Source organism: Bradyrhizobium sp. 482_C4_N1_8, assembly GCF_052075965.1.
GTDB lineage: Bacteria > Pseudomonadota > Alphaproteobacteria > Rhizobiales > Xanthobacteraceae > Bradyrhizobium > Bradyrhizobium barranii.
On record NZ_CP197231.1, the window covers coordinates 1875849 to 1890067 of the forward strand.

Annotated in this window: 23 protein-coding genes; 10 read left to right on the top strand and 13 right to left on the bottom strand. The window is 64.2% G+C overall.

Annotation, left to right across the window (positions count from 1 at the left end; translation table 11 throughout):
- The first annotated feature begins 5 nt into the window (after positions 1 to 5).
- A complete protein-coding gene (locus AB7Z56_RS08800) occupies positions 6 to 1232 on the top strand; it encodes a lytic murein transglycosylase (protein ID WP_063981471.1) in 1227 nt (408 codons plus the stop codon).
- Positions 1233 to 1333: 101 nt separating this feature from the next.
- Here AB7Z56_RS08800 and AB7Z56_RS08805 read toward each other — a convergent pair whose 3' ends face one another.
- Together AB7Z56_RS08805 and AB7Z56_RS08810 are read right to left on the bottom strand one after the other, a co-directional pair.
- Positions 1334 to 1615: a hypothetical protein gene (locus AB7Z56_RS08805; protein WP_063981472.1), complete on the bottom strand. Its 282-nt coding sequence runs from the start codon at positions 1613 to 1615 to the stop codon at positions 1334 to 1336.
- 211 nt (positions 1616 to 1826) lie between these two features.
- Entirely contained in the window at positions 1827 to 2153 is a 327-nt protein-coding gene (locus AB7Z56_RS08810) for a hypothetical protein (RefSeq protein WP_063981473.1), read from the bottom strand.
- 135 nt (positions 2154 to 2288) lie between these two features.
- Between AB7Z56_RS08810 and AB7Z56_RS08815 the strand changes: the two genes are divergently transcribed.
- From AB7Z56_RS08815 to bfr, 3 genes are all read left to right on the top strand, one after another.
- Positions 2289 to 2579, top strand: coding sequence for a hypothetical protein (locus AB7Z56_RS08815; RefSeq protein ID WP_063986135.1), 291 nt, complete (start codon positions 2289 to 2291; stop codon positions 2577 to 2579).
- Between the two features lie 161 nt (positions 2580 to 2740).
- Positions 2741 to 3013 (top strand): (2Fe-2S)-binding protein, encoded by a 273-nt coding sequence (locus AB7Z56_RS08820; protein ID WP_063981474.1) that lies wholly within the window; start codon positions 2741 to 2743, stop codon positions 3011 to 3013.
- Positions 3014 to 3143: 130 nt separating this feature from the next.
- Positions 3144 to 3632: a bacterioferritin gene (gene bfr / locus AB7Z56_RS08825; protein ID WP_014492874.1), complete on the top strand. Its 489-nt coding sequence runs from the start codon at positions 3144 to 3146 to the stop codon at positions 3630 to 3632.
- A gap of 172 nt (positions 3633 to 3804) precedes the next feature.
- On the opposite strand, the gene AB7Z56_RS08830 is transcribed toward bfr, so the two are convergent.
- Entirely contained in the window at positions 3805 to 4407 is a 603-nt protein-coding gene (locus AB7Z56_RS08830; RefSeq protein WP_028156299.1) for a pyridoxamine 5'-phosphate oxidase family protein, read from the bottom strand.
- A gap of 170 nt (positions 4408 to 4577) precedes the next feature.
- Here AB7Z56_RS08830 and AB7Z56_RS08835 point away from each other — a divergent pair, with 170 nt between their 5' ends.
- Positions 4578 to 6014 carry a S8 family peptidase gene (locus tag AB7Z56_RS08835; RefSeq protein WP_084794991.1) on the top strand — a complete coding sequence of 479 codons (1437 nt, stop codon included), beginning with the start codon at positions 4578 to 4580 and terminating at the stop codon, positions 6012 to 6014.
- A gap of 45 nt (positions 6015 to 6059) precedes the next feature.
- Complete coding sequence (locus AB7Z56_RS08840) at positions 6060 to 6302, top strand: hypothetical protein (protein WP_028156300.1); 243 nt, start codon at positions 6060 to 6062, stop codon at positions 6300 to 6302.
- 5 nt (positions 6303 to 6307) lie between these two features.
- Here the strand turns inward: AB7Z56_RS08840 and AB7Z56_RS08845 are convergent, their stop codons facing one another.
- From AB7Z56_RS08845 to AB7Z56_RS08855, 3 genes are all read right to left on the bottom strand, one after another.
- A complete protein-coding gene (locus tag AB7Z56_RS08845; RefSeq protein ID WP_028152315.1) occupies positions 6308 to 6661 on the bottom strand; it encodes a hypothetical protein in 354 nt (117 codons plus the stop codon).
- A gap of 165 nt (positions 6662 to 6826) precedes the next feature.
- Positions 6827 to 7168 carry an MmcQ/YjbR family DNA-binding protein gene (locus AB7Z56_RS08850; protein ID WP_063981476.1) on the bottom strand — a complete coding sequence of 114 codons (342 nt, stop codon included), beginning with the start codon at positions 7166 to 7168 and terminating at the stop codon, positions 6827 to 6829.
- 18 nt (positions 7169 to 7186) lie between these two features.
- Positions 7187 to 8248, bottom strand: coding sequence for an alpha/beta fold hydrolase (locus AB7Z56_RS08855; protein ID WP_063981477.1), 1062 nt, complete (start codon positions 8246 to 8248; stop codon positions 7187 to 7189).
- 242 nt (positions 8249 to 8490) lie between these two features.
- On the opposite strand from AB7Z56_RS08855, the gene AB7Z56_RS08860 reads away from it, so the two are divergent.
- Both AB7Z56_RS08860 and AB7Z56_RS08865 read left to right on the top strand, forming a co-directional pair.
- The gene (locus tag AB7Z56_RS08860; protein ID WP_063981478.1) at positions 8491 to 8757 is read left to right on the top strand and encodes a DUF2277 domain-containing protein; all 267 of its coding nucleotides are present in this window, start codon (positions 8491 to 8493) and stop codon (positions 8755 to 8757) included.
- Positions 8758 to 8852: 95 nt separating this feature from the next.
- The gene (locus AB7Z56_RS08865; RefSeq protein WP_028152311.1) at positions 8853 to 9092 is read left to right on the top strand and encodes a hypothetical protein; all 240 of its coding nucleotides are present in this window, start codon (positions 8853 to 8855) and stop codon (positions 9090 to 9092) included.
- On the opposite strand, the gene AB7Z56_RS08870 is transcribed toward AB7Z56_RS08865, so the two are convergent.
- The 4 genes from AB7Z56_RS08870 to AB7Z56_RS08885 form a co-directional block, all read right to left on the bottom strand.
- A complete protein-coding gene (locus AB7Z56_RS08870) occupies positions 9089 to 9571 on the bottom strand; it encodes a collagen-like protein (RefSeq protein ID WP_283017514.1) in 483 nt (160 codons plus the stop codon). The genes AB7Z56_RS08865 and AB7Z56_RS08870 overlap by 4 nt on opposite strands.
- A 222-nt stretch (positions 9572 to 9793) precedes the next feature.
- Positions 9794 to 9916: a hypothetical protein gene (locus AB7Z56_RS08875; protein ID WP_256376470.1), complete on the bottom strand. Its 123-nt coding sequence runs from the start codon at positions 9914 to 9916 to the stop codon at positions 9794 to 9796.
- 50 nt (positions 9917 to 9966) lie between these two features.
- Positions 9967 to 10215: a helix-turn-helix domain-containing protein gene (locus AB7Z56_RS08880; RefSeq protein WP_063981480.1), complete on the bottom strand. Its 249-nt coding sequence runs from the start codon at positions 10213 to 10215 to the stop codon at positions 9967 to 9969.
- A 204-nt stretch (positions 10216 to 10419) separates the two neighbouring features.
- The gene (locus AB7Z56_RS08885) at positions 10420 to 11187 is read right to left on the bottom strand and encodes an SDR family NAD(P)-dependent oxidoreductase (protein ID WP_063981481.1); all 768 of its coding nucleotides are present in this window, start codon (positions 11185 to 11187) and stop codon (positions 10420 to 10422) included.
- A gap of 111 nt (positions 11188 to 11298) precedes the next feature.
- On the opposite strand from AB7Z56_RS08885, the gene AB7Z56_RS08890 reads away from it, so the two are divergent.
- Positions 11299 to 11784, top strand: coding sequence for a hypothetical protein (locus AB7Z56_RS08890; protein ID WP_063981482.1), 486 nt, complete (start codon positions 11299 to 11301; stop codon positions 11782 to 11784).
- A gap of 107 nt (positions 11785 to 11891) precedes the next feature.
- Here AB7Z56_RS08890 and AB7Z56_RS08895 read toward each other — a convergent pair whose 3' ends face one another.
- From AB7Z56_RS08895 to AB7Z56_RS08905, 3 genes are all read right to left on the bottom strand, one after another.
- A complete protein-coding gene (locus tag AB7Z56_RS08895) occupies positions 11892 to 12143 on the bottom strand; it encodes a hypothetical protein (RefSeq protein WP_063981483.1) in 252 nt (83 codons plus the stop codon).
- 241 nt (positions 12144 to 12384) lie between these two features.
- Positions 12385 to 12648 (bottom strand): hypothetical protein, encoded by a 264-nt coding sequence (locus AB7Z56_RS08900; protein WP_063981484.1) that lies wholly within the window; start codon positions 12646 to 12648, stop codon positions 12385 to 12387.
- A 169-nt stretch (positions 12649 to 12817) separates the two neighbouring features.
- Positions 12818 to 13201, bottom strand: a complete 384-nt coding sequence (locus AB7Z56_RS08905) for a RidA family protein (protein WP_038941868.1) — start codon at positions 13199 to 13201, stop codon at positions 12818 to 12820.
- 528 nt (positions 13202 to 13729) lie between these two features.
- On the opposite strand from AB7Z56_RS08905, the gene AB7Z56_RS08910 reads away from it, so the two are divergent.
- Positions 13730 to 14164, top strand: a complete 435-nt coding sequence (locus tag AB7Z56_RS08910) for a hypothetical protein (protein ID WP_063981485.1) — start codon at positions 13730 to 13732, stop codon at positions 14162 to 14164.
- The last annotated feature ends 55 nt before the right edge of the window (positions 14165 to 14219 follow it).

The following is a 14219-nucleotide window of genomic DNA, read 5'->3' on the forward strand; positions in this document are numbered from 1 at the left end:
AGGGCATGATGCGGCGGGCGCTCATAGCTGCGGTGATCGCTATCATCTGCGGCCTGTCGCCCGCCCGCGCTGCCGACGCCGCCTTCACGCAGTTCATCGCCTCGCTCTGGCCGGAGGCGCAGGCCGCCGGCGTGTCGCGCGCGACATTCGATGAGCAGACGCGCGGGCTCGAGCCTGATTACAAGCTGCCCGACCTGATCCTGCCCGGACGGCCCGCGACCGGCGCACCGTCGCAGGCCGAGTTCGTGCAGGTGCCGGCCGACTACGTCAAGGAAGCCTCGATCGCGCGGCTTGCGGGCGAGGGGCAGCGGCTGCTGCAAAAATATCGCCCGGCGCTGAGCGAGATCGAGAAGAAATCCGGCGTGCCGGCCACCATTATGCTCGCGATCTGGGGCCGCGAGACCGATTACGGCCGCTACACGCTGCCTTACGATCTCGTGCGCGTGCTGGCGACGCAGGCCTATGTCGGGCGACGCAAGGACACCTATCGGAATGAGTTCATCCTGTCGCTGAAGATCCTCGGCGAGGGCGTGGTGACGCGCAAGGACATGCGCTCGTCCTGGGCGGGTGCCACCGGGCTCACACAATTCCTGCCGTCCGAATATTACAAGCACGGTGTCGACTTCGACGGCGACGGCCGCATCGACATCTGGCATTCGGTGCCGGATGCGCTGGCCTCGGCCGCGCAGCAGCTCGTCAACAAGGGCTGGCAGAGCGGTGTGCGCTGGGCTTACGAGGTGCAGGCGCCGGCCAAGGTCGATTGCACCAGCGGCGTGCCCGAGGTGACGAAGCCGATCGGCCAGTGGCTGCGCGAAGGTTTTGTGCCGGTGCGTGGCGAGAAGCTGAGCGCTGCTGAGCAGGCGCAGCCGGCCTCGCTGCTGCAGCCGGAAGGCATTTACGGCCCGTCGTTCCTGACGACGAAGAACTACTTCGTCATCAAGGAGTACAATTTCTCTGACCTCTACGTGCTGTTCGTCGGCCATCTCGGCGACCGCATGACGAGCCCGCTGCCGTTCGCGACACAATGGGCGGCCTCCAAGCAGTTGCGCACCAAGGACGTCGAGACCATGCAGCGCGGGCTCACGCGCGTCGGGCTCTACAAGGACAAGATCGACGGCAAGGCCGGGATGCAGACGCGCGCGGCGCTCGGCGCCTACCAGAAGTCGGCAGGCCTCAAGGTCGATTGCTGGCCGAGCGAAGAGGTGCTGCGCTCGATCCAAGCGGCGCGGTAAACGGCCTTAACTCTTCACCAAAGAAAAAAGCCCGGCCGAGGTGCTCGGCCGGGCTTCGATCGCGGCACGGATGCGCCATGCGATCGGATCTTGCGATCAGATCAGTAGCAAACGCGAACCGGGCGGATGACCCAGCCGTAACCGTCCCAATAGCGCTGGCGCTGCCAGTAGCAGGGCGCGGGCGGCGGGGGCTCGGCAATGTAGACCGGTCCGCCATAGGCGGGACGGCTCGACGCGATGGCGCCGCCGACGATGGCGCCACCGATCAGGCCGGCTGCGATGCCGGCGCCGACGCCGTCATGGGCCTTCGCGGACGGAGTGGCGGTCACCAGCGAACCGGCGATCGTCGCAACCGTGAGGGCGGCAACAAAAGTCTTCTTCATGCTCTTGGCTCTCCTGGGAGATGGACGTCCCTTGTTAGGAGCGCCCGGGTTTCAAAGGTTCACGCACACTCTGATGAAATCGACCGTGCAGCTAGGAAGCGCGCAATTGGTCAATCCACGGTAAACGCGCACGGAGCTGTGACGAGAAAAAGCGGTCTTTTTCAGGCCCGGAGATGAACGGCGCATCCGTAGCGAACCTGTTCAGCGCGCCTCAGCCACAGACTCTGACGCGGCGGGTGCGCCAGGCGTAGCCATCCCAGAAGCGCTGCCGCTGCCAGACGCAGCCGTCGCCGTAATAGTCGTCGGCGACATAGCCGGGACCCGGCGCGTAGTAGCGGGGGGGGTAATAGCCGGGGCCATAGGAGTAGCCCGGACCGGGTCCGTAATAATACGGAGACGCCAGCGCGCCGCCGACAATGGCGCCACCGATGATCCCGGCGGCCACGCCGGCGGCGACACCACGCTGAGCGTGGGCCGGTGTCCCGGCCGTGAGGGCCAGGGTGGCGACGGCGGCGACCGTCAGTAAGAACTTCTTCATTGGCGTGACCTTTCGCACGAACAGGTGGGAACTCTTTGGGGGGTAAAGTTCCATACTTCGTTTGAATGATCAATGAACGGCACCTTCGCTGAGGGCGACCAATTAATGGATCGCAGGTCCGCGAGGGAGACGACGATGGGCAACGCGATGATGAATACTTTGATCGCTGCCGGGGTCATTTTCGCGATTGGCTATGGCTGGTTCGCCCATCTCCAGAACCGCGGCCGGCGCTCGCGCGCGGGTGCTGGCGGTGACGGAGGAAGTAGCGGCGACGGCTATTCAGCGGCCAGCGACGGCTTCTCGCTGGGGAGTTGGTTTTCCAGCGACAGCTCGGGGAGCTCGAGCGACAGCTGTTCCAGCAGCGATAGCGGTAGCAGTGGCGGGGATTGCGGAGGTGGCGGCGATGGTGGTGGAGGCGGTGACTAGGTCCGCCAAGATATTGATCCAGCACAACTCCCTATTTTAGAGCCGTTCTAGGCTGTTTCCGGGCTAGTTTGGAATAGCTTCAAATACCGGTTTTTCCCTTTGCATCCGGACGGCCCCTTAAATATCGATGATGACGCATCACCGAAGGGCCTGCCGCTTCCATGATCGTTTGTTCCTGTAACGTGCTGAGCGATGACGACATCCGAGCCGCGGTCGCCGAGTCCGACGACGCCGTACGTCATGCCAAGCAGGTCTATGGATGCCTCGGCTGTAGCGCCGAATGCGGCCGCTGCGCCCGTACCATCAAGACCATCATCGACGAAACGCTTGGCCCCTGCGCCAAGTCCTGCTGCTCGGGCTGCCCGCACAGCCACACCGTGGCCGCCAATGACGAGACGGCCGAGCTCCCCCGGTTCGCCCTCGCGGCCTGCTGAAAACTTCCGCAATTTCGACTGAGCTTTCCCCGGCTGCGTCCCCGTGGCCGGTTGCTCTCGTCCTTAAACTGATTTAGAAGCGTTCTAAAGTCGGTTAGGGCCGATTTGGACGCAAGATTTGGAGTGCATCATGCAGGGCGACGCAAAAGTCATCGACTATCTCAACAAGGCGCTGCGCCACGAGCTGACTGCAATCAACCAATACTGGCTGCACTACCGCTTCCTCGATAATTGGGGCCTGCGGGACATGGCCAAGGTCTGGCGCAAGGAGTCCATCGAAGAGATGGAGCACGCCGACAAGCTCACCGAGCGGATCCTGTTCTTCGACGGCTTCCCGAACATGCAGGTGCTCGACCCCCTGCGTATCGGCCAGAACGTCAAGGAGATCATCGAGTGCGATCTCGCCGCCGAGATGAGCGCGCGGGCGCTCTACCAGGAGGCCGCCGGCTATTGCAACGGCGCCAAGGACTACGTCACCCGTGACCTGTTCGAGAAGCTGATGAGCGACGAGGAACACCACATCGATTTCCTCGAAACCCAGCTCGACCTGATCGGCCGCATCGGTCTCGAGCTGTACACGCAGAAGCACGTCGGTGGGCTCGAGGGCGAGGGGCACTAAGCTCCGGCACCGGCTCTCTCCTTCGTCATGGCCGGGCTTGTCCCGGCCATCCACGTTTGGCCGCGCGACGAAGACGTGGATGCCCGGGCCTTCGCCTCGCCGAAGCGGCTTCGGCTACGCAGGCGGGACTAGCCCGGGCATGACGGTTCTTTCGAGCGGCGAACGCTCTCACCTACAACTGCGTCTTGTAGCGCTCTTCCACGATCTCCTGGCTCTCCGGCTCCCCCAGGCCCGTCTGGTCGTGAATGACCTGGCCGATGCTGGGCATCACCGAGCGCTGCACCTTCTCCGGTGACCACAGCTTCGAGCGCATCAGCGCCTTGCCGCAGTGGAAATAGACTTCGCTGACCGCGACGTTCAAGACCGCGCGCGGCGGCTTGCCGAATTCCACCATCGATGCGAGCAGATCCGGATCGGCCGAGAGCGTGCCGCGTCCGCCGACGCGCAGCGTCTCGTCGATGCCGGGGACGAAGAACAGCAGATGCACGAAGCCCGAGCCTTCGACGACGTTGCGAAAACTATCGATCCGGTTGTTGCCGGCACGGTCGGGCATCAGCACCTGGTTGGGGCCAGCGACATGGACGAAGCCAACCCCTCCGCCGCGCGGCGATGCATCGACGCTGCCGTCGACGCCTGACGTTGCAAGCACGCAGAACGGCGACATCTCGATGAATTTCTTCGCATGCGCATCGATCGCGGGACGCGCCTTTGCGATCACGCGTGGGCTCGGCTTGGCATAGATGGTGGCGAGGTCTTCGGCGCAAAGATCGGTCACGAAGGTCTCCCTGATTGAGGGCGACAAGATAGCATTCTCCGGCTCGATCGCTATCCCCGAAATAGCAGGTGCGGCCCAGTGTAGCCACGGCATGACGCAGGTGGCGTAGACCAGAAATTTCGCTTATAACGGGTGTCGTACTTTGTTGCTTTTCAAGCGAGGAATTCGTCATGGCCCCAACGCAGGCAATGCGGGTGGCGGGCGATCGGCCACGCCGTCGCAAGCATGTCCCGGGACAATTGATCGTTCGGTTGAAGCCGGCCGCTGCCCGGCAGATCGCGGCAGCCTCGCTTCAGGCGACAACGTCACGCGCGCTGATGGCTGCAATGCCCGACGACGTCAGAGGTCCGATCGATTTCCTGCGCGACAATTTCGGGCTTCAGTCGATGAAGCCGCTGTTCGTGGTCGGCGACGATGAGGCACCCGCGCAGCCCCAGGCGATGGCTTTGGCCGCGGTTCATCGCTCGATAGCACGCTCCGCAACGGCGCCGCCGCGGGAGGCGCTGGCCGGATTTCAGATCGTGCAGTTGAAGGACGGGAAGGTAGATGCAGGCACCCTGAAGCGCCTGCGCGCCTCCAGGGCGGTGGATCTGGTCGAGCCCGTTCCCAACCGGTGGCTCAGTGCCGCCGCCGATCCCATGAAGATCCGGCAGTGGGGCCTTCGCGCCATCAGATGGTTCGATCGACCGCGGCCAGGTGCGGGGCGGGTTCATGTCGCTGTGCTCGATAGCGGTGTCGACGCCGGACATCCCGATCTCGTGGACGCGATCGAGGAATATCGGCACGACGGCAACGGACCGCGTGATTTTCTCGGTCATGGCACCCATGTCAGCGGCACGATCGCGGCCGTGGTCAATAACTCGGTCGGTATCGCAGGCCTGGCCAATTGCCGGTTGCACTGCTGGAAGGTGTTCGACGATCCCAAGCGCGCAGGCGACGACGAGAATTTCAACTTCGATTTCTACAGCAAGGCGCTCGTGGCCGCGCTCGATTCCAACATCAAGGTCATTAACCTCAGCATTGGCGGCGAGGACCATTCAAAGACGGAAGCGACGGCCTTCGCCGAACTGATCGATGCCGGCGTCGTCATCTCCACCGCGATGGGGAACGAGTTCGAGGACGGCAATCCGAAGGAATACCCGGCGGGCTACGTGGACACGATCGGAGTTGGCGCCGTCGACGAGTCCCATCGGCGCGCTTCGTTCTCCAATACGGGGAAGCACATCAAGCTGGTGGCGCCGGGTGTCAACATCCTGTCGACGGTGCCCCGGGTGAAGGCAAGCTTCGCCGACCATACCAGCTACGATTCCTGGCCCGGGACGTCGATGGCAACACCGCATGTGACGGGCGCCGCTGCACTCGTCTACATCAACAAGACGAAATCCAGGGCGGCCGGGCTTGCGGTCGCCGGGCGCCTGATCGCGACTGCGACCAAATTGCCGGCGATGCGAGGCAAGGATTTTACGCCGGAATACGGCGCCGGCCTGCTGGATGTTGCCGCTGCGCTTGGCCGCGTGAAACCGGCGAGGAAATCGGGCAGGAAGGCTGCCAAGAAAACTGCCAAGAAAACTACAAAGGCGAAGCCGGCGAGAAAGGGACGAAAATAGATTCCGCGCCCTTGATCGGGTGCCGCGAGCGGCTAGCTTTGCATCATGTCCGTGCAATTCAAATTCCACGACCATGTCGATCAGCGCCGGCGGCGCATGATCATCAAGACGCTCGGCGATGCCGGCTACGCCGCCGAGAGCCTGTTTCCGGGACAGAAGCGGCAAAACCTAGCCGCGATCTTCACCGTCGCCGAGGCCGACGCCAAATCCGTTCGTGCCGCGCTCGACGATTTCGGCGATGACATCGAATATGTCGAGGCCTCGCCCAAGCGAGACCTCAAGGCCTGAGCGGTCTACACCGCATCGGCCGGCACGAAGCAACTGATGATGATGGCGCCGCGGTGGTGGACGTACCACACCACGGCCTGGCCGACCGGATTGCCGCGATCGCGGATGATGGCGCGCTCGGGCACCTCCATCCACTGTCCCTCGATCGGTACCCAATAGGTGCCGCCTCGCACATCGTAGTCGGTGCGATGGCCGTCGGAGATGTCGCAGCAGGGTACGCCGTTCGGCGCGATCACGCTCTTGAACCAGGCGCGGATGTCGGGCGGCACATGGTCGTATTGGCCGTTGTCGAACGCGAACGCGGCGCTCGTCTGCGCCATCGTCGCGGCCAGCCAAACGCACAGCGCGAGCCTGTGCATGCGATCCTCCGTCGCGCTCGATTCGTATCGTTGATGTGATTAAGCCCGAGCTGTCAGCGCAATGCATGCTCAAATAATATGCGGCGTGAGAGGCGCCGCATATGATGCATTGCGGTATGATCGGCCAGCCAGACGCACAGCGCGAACTTGCGCGTACGATCTTTCCTATCCCGTCTCGAGCGATGCAAGCAGCGATTTCGGCGCGACATTGCGCCATGCCATCGCGAGTGCGCTCCGCAACGTGACCTGATCGATCTTCGCCAGCTTCACATTCGTGCTGCCGCTCCTGCCCCAGGCGCCGGGGACCGGACGAAACATCTCCGGTTCCGCGTCGATGAGCACGGCCTGCTGGTTGGGAGTGAGCTTCACCATGCCCCATTTTTCATCGGGATAGCCCAGCGTCGCGAACACGCGCTTGCCGACGCGAAAGTCGGCATGGCCGTGATGTGCGCCCTCGATGACGCCGGGAAGCGTCAGCGCAGCCTTGCGAAAGCGAGCGTTCGACATGCGGTCTTGCTGCTCGTCTCACATCGTCCGCTGCGGCGCGGTTTGCAGCAATTGCCTGACCTGCTCGACGTAGAATTTCGCGTTGCCGGTGGTGCCGTGGCCGCGCGTCTCGGTGCTCGCGGGGATCAGATACAGCTTGCCGTTCTTGACCCGCTTCATCGCGGCGTCCGTGATGCCGGTCTCCGGCGGGTTGCGCTCGTCGTCGGCGGAGTTGATCAGCAGCAGCGTCGCCTCGATCTGCTCGAGCTTGTCGCCGGCATTGTAGTCTTGCGAGGAGCCCCACTGGTAGAGGAAGTCGTTGGCATCGGACGTGATCGGTGTCGCCAGCCGTTCGTCGACGATCTTGTCGGCCTTGGCCGCGGTCGGCGCCTGCTGCTGATAGGCGAGCGTGCCGCCGATGCTGGCGATGCCGTAGGCGGTGATGGCATATTTCATCATGCGCGGCTGGCTGGTGTAATTGCCGCCATTGTAGTCGGGATCGTTGCGGATGGTGTCGAGCATGATCCGTCGCATCATCCAGTTGCGCGAGGCCATCTCGGTCGGCTGCGAGGCCATCGGCACCAGCGCGTCCATCTCCTGCGGATATTTCTCGCCCCACAGCCAGGTCTGCATGCCGCCCATCGAATTGCCGATCACGAGCCGCAGATGCTTGACGCCGAGGCCTTCCTTCACGAGGCGATGCTGCGCCTCGACCATGTCGTCGTAATTGTATTTCGGGAAGCTCGTCTTCATGCCGTCGGACGGTTTTGACGATTTGCCGTGGCCGATCGCGTCGGGAATGATGATGTAATATTTGGACGCGTCGAGCGGCTGTCCCGCGCCGAACAGTTCGCCGGCGAAGGCGGGCGACAGCATGCTCGCGCCCGAGCCGCCGGTGCCGTGCAGCACCAGCACGGGCTGGCCAGAGGGCTCGCCGACGGTGGTGTAGTGCAGCTTCAATTCCGGCATGGTCTCGCCGGTGTGCAACTTGAAGTCCTTGGCGATCCAGTCGCCTTGCTTCGGCGCCGGATAATCGGCGGCCATAACCGGCGTTGCGATGGACAGCAGGATGGCCGCTAGCGCAGCGCAAGACGTTTTCATGTTTCTCTCCCCATGCGGCTCATGGTCGGCCGCGTTGGACGCGATCTTATCAGCTGGTCACGGAGGATCGAGACCGGACCCATCATCGCCCCCCGAAAAACATTCCCCGATGGTGCGGCGCGCAAGGGGAATAATTGCGGATCAGATATGGCTGGTCCTGCCTATGACACGGCTGCGCCCGGGATGTAGGATTTCGGCCTCGCCGATCGTCCTCAGGGGAACACCGCTACGGGAGAGCCTGCATGTGCCGCAACATCAAGACGCTGTTCAACTTCGAGCCGCCCGCGACGGAGGACGAGATCCACGCCAGCGCGCTCCAGTTCGTGCGCAAGCTTTCCGGTTTCAACAAGCCGTCGCAGGCCAATGAAGAGGCCTTCGAGCTTGCGGTCGCGGAAGTGTCGGAGGCTGCGCGAAAGCTCCTGACTTCGCTGCACACCCATGCGCCGGCGCGGGACCGTGAGATCGAGGCGGAGAAGGCCAAGGAACGTTCGCGGCTGCGGTTCGGTTAGGCGGTCCTGCGTCCATTCCGTGATCTGGCTCACGGTGAGAGCGGCCTCAACTTGCGATGATGTCTGCCGGGGTTTTGACAGCCCGGAGCACGACCATGAGCCGCCCCCTTATTCCTCTCAGAGCAGGTGCCGTCACCTTCACCGTGCTGTGGACCGCATGGATGATGTGGTGGAGCGGCTCCTACAGCAGCGTCAACCTCGTCATCCTGACGCTGCTCGGCACGCTGGTCGGCTATCTCTGGTACCGCGCCATGCGCTGGCAGTTCGAGCGCATGGGCATGCTGCCGCGCAAGGATGAGTCCTCCGGGGCGTCGAAGCAACTTCCGCCGGGTTAGTCCTTGTGGCCGTGCTTCTTCTTTTTCTTCTTCTTCCGGTGATCATCGCCTTCGCCGTCGTCGGCCTCGTCATCGACGATCGCCTCTTCAACCTCATGCACGGCGGCTTCCAGCGCCTCGCGCTCGGCGGCTTCACGCTCGCGCTGGCGGCGGCGCTCGTCCCAGGCGTCGAAGAGTTGATCGAGCCACGGCAGCACCTGTTCGATCGACGGCAGCTGGCCGGGCGGTCCGGGCTCGCCGCGTGGGCCTTGCGGCCCCGCCGGCCCGGCCGCGCCCCGAGCACCGGCTTCGCCGGGCTTGCCCGGCAGGCCGGCCTTGCCCTGCGCTCCGGCCTTTCCGGCCACCCCGGGTTTGCCTTGTGGTCCCGGCTTGCCGCGCTGGCCGTCCGGCCCTCGCTTCCCCGGATGACCCTGCGGTCCCGGCCGTCCCGGCTCGCCCTGCCGCCCACGCGGCCCCTGCCGTCCCTGATCGTCTGCCACGCCACTACTCCCTCTAAGGAAGCAAGCTACTTAGCGGCGTTTGACGACAGCAGCAATTCCGCCCGCGCATCGCGACGGGCTTGATCAACATCAATCGACAGCAGGAGACACCGTGTCATTGGATGGCGCGGAGCCACAACCTTGCGAGGAGCGACCCATGCGCGCAGCGTGGAAACTATTCTGCATTTCGACAGTCATCCTCGCGGCAGCGCTCGGCCTCGCTCATCTGCTGGTGCCCGATATCGTGCCGGGCGCGTTCGCCGAGGAGCCGCAGGCGGCATGGGCGGTCTTGACCGCCTTCATGCTCCGCGCCATCGAGATGATCGCGGCCGCGGTCGCGACCATCTCGCTTGCGGTTCTTGCCGGCGGAACGATCCAACTTGCGTGGTCGCGTGCTAGTCGTGATACGCGGGCACGTCGATGCCGGACGCCGCATAGATCCTGATCTTGTTGCGCAACGTGCGCACCGACAGGCCGAGCACGCGCGATGCGCGCGTGCGGTTGCCGTCGCAGCGTGCGAGCGTCTGGAGCACGAGCTCGCGCTCGACCTCGTCGACGGTCGCGCCGATCAACAGCGGAACGATTTGGTTAGGGGCAAGAAATTGCGCGCCCGGTTCGGACGCAGCGACATGAACAGTGGTCATCAACACACCTCCCGATCAACGCCCGCTTCCATCTTTGGAAGCGATCGAGAACCAACGGCCCCCTAGCCGTAGATCTACGGTGGGCGGGTTTGGTTAACGAGTGGTTAATCGCGGACGATCGCACCAATTGACCTTGGGATTGCCGCGAAGGTGCCGCGATTGGCACGGGATGCATAGCGATGCGGGCCGATTTTGCGCGCCCGCTCACACCGTCCGATACCCACCGTCCACCATCACGATCGTCCCCGTGACATAGGCCGACAGATCCGACGCCAGGAAGATCGCGGGGCCCACGATGTCCTCGGGCTTGCCGGTGCGCGCCAGCGGGGTGTGATCGACGAAGGCCTGCACCAGCGCCGGATTGGTCGCGCGCACGTTGGCGTTGATGTTGGTCTCGATGAAGCCCGGCCCGATCGCGTTGACGCGCACGCCTTCCTTGCCGAGCTCGGCCGCGAGCGCCTTGGTGAAGCCGAGCACGCCGTGCTTCGAGGTCGTATACGCCGCCGAGCTCGGTGTGCGCAGATGCACGAAGGACTGGATCGAGCCGATATTGACGATGCGGCCCTTGGCGGCCCGCAGCGGCGCGAGGAACGCCTGCGTCACGTTGAAGACGCCGTTGAGGTTGAGCGAGATGATGTCGTTCCAGTCCTTCGCCACCGTCTCCGTGTCCGCGGTGAAGGCGTTGCGGCGGGTGATGCCGGCATTGTTGACGAGGATCGAGACCCGCCCGACCTTGTCGGCGACCTGCCTGGCGAGCGCAAAGCAGTCGTCACGCTTCGTGACATCGAGCGCAAAGCTCTCGGCGTTGCCGCCGGCCTTGCGGATCTCCTGCGCGGCCTCCGCGACCGTGTCGGCGTTGACGTCGAGCAGCACCACTCGCGCGCCCTCGCGGGCGTAGCCGGCCGCGATCGCCCGGCCGATGCCGGATCCGGCGCCCGTGACGACGGCGACGTGGTTTGCGAGCAATGCCATGACAATTTCCTCCCGGATTCGTTTCGAAGTTTCATGAAAGGCTAACTCGAAATTAAGGGGTCGGAAACGGCCGCCTTGGCATACTGATCTTCATTGCTAAACGTTGCGCGCATGATGGGACGGCTTGAATCCTGGAAACTCGCTCTCGAACGCCTGCGGTCGGCGCAGCCGGCCGACTGGGCCGAGGCAGGCCGGCTCGTCGCCGAGATCGTGCGCATGAGCACGGATGCCACGCTGCGCCAGGCTGCCGAGCAGGCGCTTCCGGTGTTGCGCCAGGCCGTGGACAATGACGATCACAGCGTCACGCTGGCGGCCCAGCGCCGCGTCGGCGTGATCCTCGAGGTCGTCCATGATCTCACCGCGCCACGCTTCGGCCGCCGCAACGCCATGCCGAAGAAGCTCTCCAGCGAGGATCGTGCCCGCAGGATGCTCGGCCTGCCGCTCGCCGTGCAGCTCACCTGCGACGACATCAACCAGGCCTATCGCCGCGCCGCCAAGGGCAAGCATCCCGACCAAGGCGGAAGCGCGCAAGCCTTCATCGACCTCGCCGCCGCGCGCGACATCCTCATCCATCCCGGCGCGCACAAGGACGCGTGAGAGCGCGCTGTCGCTGCACCTCGCCGGTCCGCTCTGTGCAGGCCATAAAAAGAGCGGGCAAGAACGCGTCGCGCCCTTGCCCGCTCGTCGATCCGCCGATCGAAATCTTACCAGGTGCAGTGACCGCTCTTCAACGCGTGATCCTTCAGCACGAGTGCGTCGACGAAGGTCGGCACCGTCGTGCTGACGCGGGCGTAGTCGGAGGGCCACGGCGCGGTCGGGATGCTCTCGTCCCAGATCTGGCAGAAGCCGGTGTCCTGCCAGCGGATCAGGTGATAGCTGGCTTCGGCAGGGCTCGCGGCGACGAAGGCAGTGACGGCAAGACCCGCAGCAACGCACAGCACGGAAATACGACGCATGATCAGCTCCTCAAATGAAAGATGTGATGCACCTCCCGACAATGACGGGGAGGGATGGTGTGGGACGTTTTTGGGGATGCGCCCCGGACAAGTTGTGAGTAGCTCCGTCGGCTGATCAGGTTCAAAGCGTGCGCGCATGAAATGCGCCATTTGAGCCGGAAAAAACCAGCGCGCGCCCGCAAAGGAAAAGGGCGGGTCGCTCGCGCGGCCCGCCCTCAAGATCAAATTCGTCGCGTGACGCTCAGAGCGTGCAGCGGCGCTCCGAGCGCAGCTTGATCTGGAGATCCGAAGCCGCGGTGAAGGTCGGGACCGGCTTGCTGACGACCTTGTAGGTCGAAGCGCCCCACTGGAACGGCTTGTACTTCAGGTCCTCGTTCCAGACCTGGCAGATGCCGGTGTTGTCCCAGCGGATCACGTAATAGCCGGCTGCTGCTGCCGACGCCGGCACGGCAAACACGGAAGAGGCGATGCCGGCAACGGCACAGAGGGCGAGAACGCGACGCATGAAAAATCTCCTTGTGGGGATGTGTGACCCGAAAATCCGTGCGGTAAAAGCAGGTCCTTGGCAAGCCGAGGGGCCGCCGTTTCACGGATATGTCAGAGGGAGCCGTGCACTTGGTTCGGCCGAGTGCCTGGCAAGACACATGCGCCAAGACACATACGCTAAGCGTGGTTCACTTCGCCAGTGACGCCACCGCCTCGATCTCGATCAGCATTTTCGGGTCGGGCAGGGCCTGCACCACGCACGTGGTGCGCGCCGGATAGGGCGGCGGGCCGAACGCGCCGGCATAGAGTGCGTTCATCGCGGCGACGTCCGAGGCGCGCGTGAGCAGCACGTTGACCTTGACGAGATCGCGGACCGTCGCGCCGGCCTCGTCCAGCACGCGCTTGATGTTGACGGCGACGTTGGCGAACTGCGCCTCGAAACCGTCCGGCAGCGCGCCATTGCCGTCGAAGCCGGGAATGCCGGAGACGAACAGGAGATCGCCGACACGCGTGGCAAAGGACAGCGGCGGCGCCTTGACGTGCGGCGGGGGTGCGAAATGCTGGATCGACATGGGATCACCTCGGATGGAACGGTCGCGTCGTCCGCACGAGCGTAGCGACATGCGGGGGAGTTGCAATCGGCATTGGGGAAGGCGGGTAAAACAAAAACGCGAAAACAACCCCATGCACAGTAGAAATCGTGAGTGTTTCAAATTCGGTATAGCCGAACAATTCGCTTGCTCCGTCGGGCAAAACAGGGGCAGGATGGCATCATGGCGGTGGTGTCGGTAGGCGGTCCCAAACTCCGCCGTCATGCCTCGCGACCCGGCTACGCCAAGGCTTCGCCGGGGTCGAGGTTCAGGGGCGCCGAAGCTTTAGCGTAGGCGGCAGGCGGGGCATCCAGTACGCTGCGGCTTCTCCGCATCTCATTGCCGTCTCGGCGTACTGGATCGCCCGGTCGAGCCGGGCGATGACGGTTGAACGCGCTGCTGCATCTCGCGTCCCACATCGCTCCATCATGTTGCCGCCGCGATCCATCGGATACATTCGCTGCGTCTGATTCGAATCCTCCCTTGAAAAATAGCCCCCGGAGACGCCCCATGAAGCTCGCTACCACCTTCCGCGCCGCGCTGGTCGCCATTGCCGCTCTGGCCGGCCTTTCGACCTCGGCGCTGGCCGACGGCGGCACCGTGGTGCTGACGATCTACAAGGCGGGCTGGATCATCGGCGGTTCGGGCGGCTCGGGCGTGCTGAACTTCCGCGGCCGCTCCTATTCGCTCTCGACCGGCGGCCTCGACTACGGCCTCGTCTTCGGTGGCTCCAAGACCGTGCTGCGTGGCCGGGTCTCCAACATCAACCGCCCCTCCGACGTCTCCGGCGTCTATGGCGCGGCCGGTGCCGGCCTCGCCGTCGGCCGCGGCGCCCGCGCCATCGTGCTGACCAACCAGAAGGGCGCGGTGCTGGAGCTGTCGGGCTACCAGACCGGCCTGATGGCGAATGCGGATCTGAGCGGGCTCGCGATCACGATGCGGTAAAACAGGTACGTAGGGTGGGTTAGCCTTGCGGATGCGCGAAGCGCGTCCGCTGGGC

Excerpts from the sequence above, each read along its gene's own strand:
- AB7Z56_RS08800 (WP_063981471.1), top strand. The coding sequence starts at position 6 with ATGATGCGGCGGGCGCTCATAGCTGCGGTGATCGCTATCATCTGCGGC.
- AB7Z56_RS08805 (WP_063981472.1), bottom strand. The coding sequence starts at position 1,615 with ATGAAGAAGACTTTTGTTGCCGCCCTCACGGTTGCGACGATCGCCGGT.
- AB7Z56_RS08810 (WP_063981473.1), bottom strand. The coding sequence starts at position 2,153 with ATGAAGAAGTTCTTACTGACGGTCGCCGCCGTCGCCACCCTGGCCCTC.
- AB7Z56_RS08815 (WP_063986135.1), top strand. The coding sequence starts at position 2,289 with ATGGGCAACGCGATGATGAATACTTTGATCGCTGCCGGGGTCATTTTC.
- AB7Z56_RS08820 (WP_063981474.1), top strand. The coding sequence starts at position 2,741 with ATGATCGTTTGTTCCTGTAACGTGCTGAGCGATGACGACATCCGAGCC.
- bfr (WP_014492874.1), top strand. The coding sequence starts at position 3,144 with ATGCAGGGCGACGCAAAAGTCATCGACTATCTCAACAAGGCGCTGCGC.
- AB7Z56_RS08835 (WP_084794991.1), top strand. The coding sequence starts at position 4,578 with ATGGCCCCAACGCAGGCAATGCGGGTGGCGGGCGATCGGCCACGCCGT.
- AB7Z56_RS08840 (WP_028156300.1), top strand. The coding sequence starts at position 6,060 with ATGTCCGTGCAATTCAAATTCCACGACCATGTCGATCAGCGCCGGCGG.
- AB7Z56_RS08845 (WP_028152315.1), bottom strand. The coding sequence starts at position 6,661 with ATGCACAGGCTCGCGCTGTGCGTTTGGCTGGCCGCGACGATGGCGCAG.
- AB7Z56_RS08850 (WP_063981476.1), bottom strand. The coding sequence starts at position 7,168 with ATGTCGAACGCTCGCTTTCGCAAGGCTGCGCTGACGCTTCCCGGCGTC.
- AB7Z56_RS08855 (WP_063981477.1), bottom strand. The coding sequence starts at position 8,248 with ATGAAAACGTCTTGCGCTGCGCTAGCGGCCATCCTGCTGTCCATCGCA.
- AB7Z56_RS08860 (WP_063981478.1), top strand. The coding sequence starts at position 8,491 with ATGTGCCGCAACATCAAGACGCTGTTCAACTTCGAGCCGCCCGCGACG.
- AB7Z56_RS08865 (WP_028152311.1), top strand. The coding sequence starts at position 8,853 with ATGAGCCGCCCCCTTATTCCTCTCAGAGCAGGTGCCGTCACCTTCACC.
- AB7Z56_RS08875 (WP_256376470.1), bottom strand. The coding sequence starts at position 9,916 with ATGGTCGCGACCGCGGCCGCGATCATCTCGATGGCGCGGAGCATGAAG.
- AB7Z56_RS08880 (WP_063981480.1), bottom strand. The coding sequence starts at position 10,215 with ATGACCACTGTTCATGTCGCTGCGTCCGAACCGGGCGCGCAATTTCTT.
- AB7Z56_RS08885 (WP_063981481.1), bottom strand. The coding sequence starts at position 11,187 with ATGGCATTGCTCGCAAACCACGTCGCCGTCGTCACGGGCGCCGGATCC.
- AB7Z56_RS08890 (WP_063981482.1), top strand. The coding sequence starts at position 11,299 with ATGATGGGACGGCTTGAATCCTGGAAACTCGCTCTCGAACGCCTGCGG.
- AB7Z56_RS08895 (WP_063981483.1), bottom strand. The coding sequence starts at position 12,143 with ATGCGTCGTATTTCCGTGCTGTGCGTTGCTGCGGGTCTTGCCGTCACT.
- AB7Z56_RS08900 (WP_063981484.1), bottom strand. The coding sequence starts at position 12,648 with ATGCGTCGCGTTCTCGCCCTCTGTGCCGTTGCCGGCATCGCCTCTTCC.
- AB7Z56_RS08905 (WP_038941868.1), bottom strand. The coding sequence starts at position 13,201 with ATGTCGATCCAGCATTTCGCACCCCCGCCGCACGTCAAGGCGCCGCCG.
- AB7Z56_RS08910 (WP_063981485.1), top strand. The coding sequence starts at position 13,730 with ATGAAGCTCGCTACCACCTTCCGCGCCGCGCTGGTCGCCATTGCCGCT.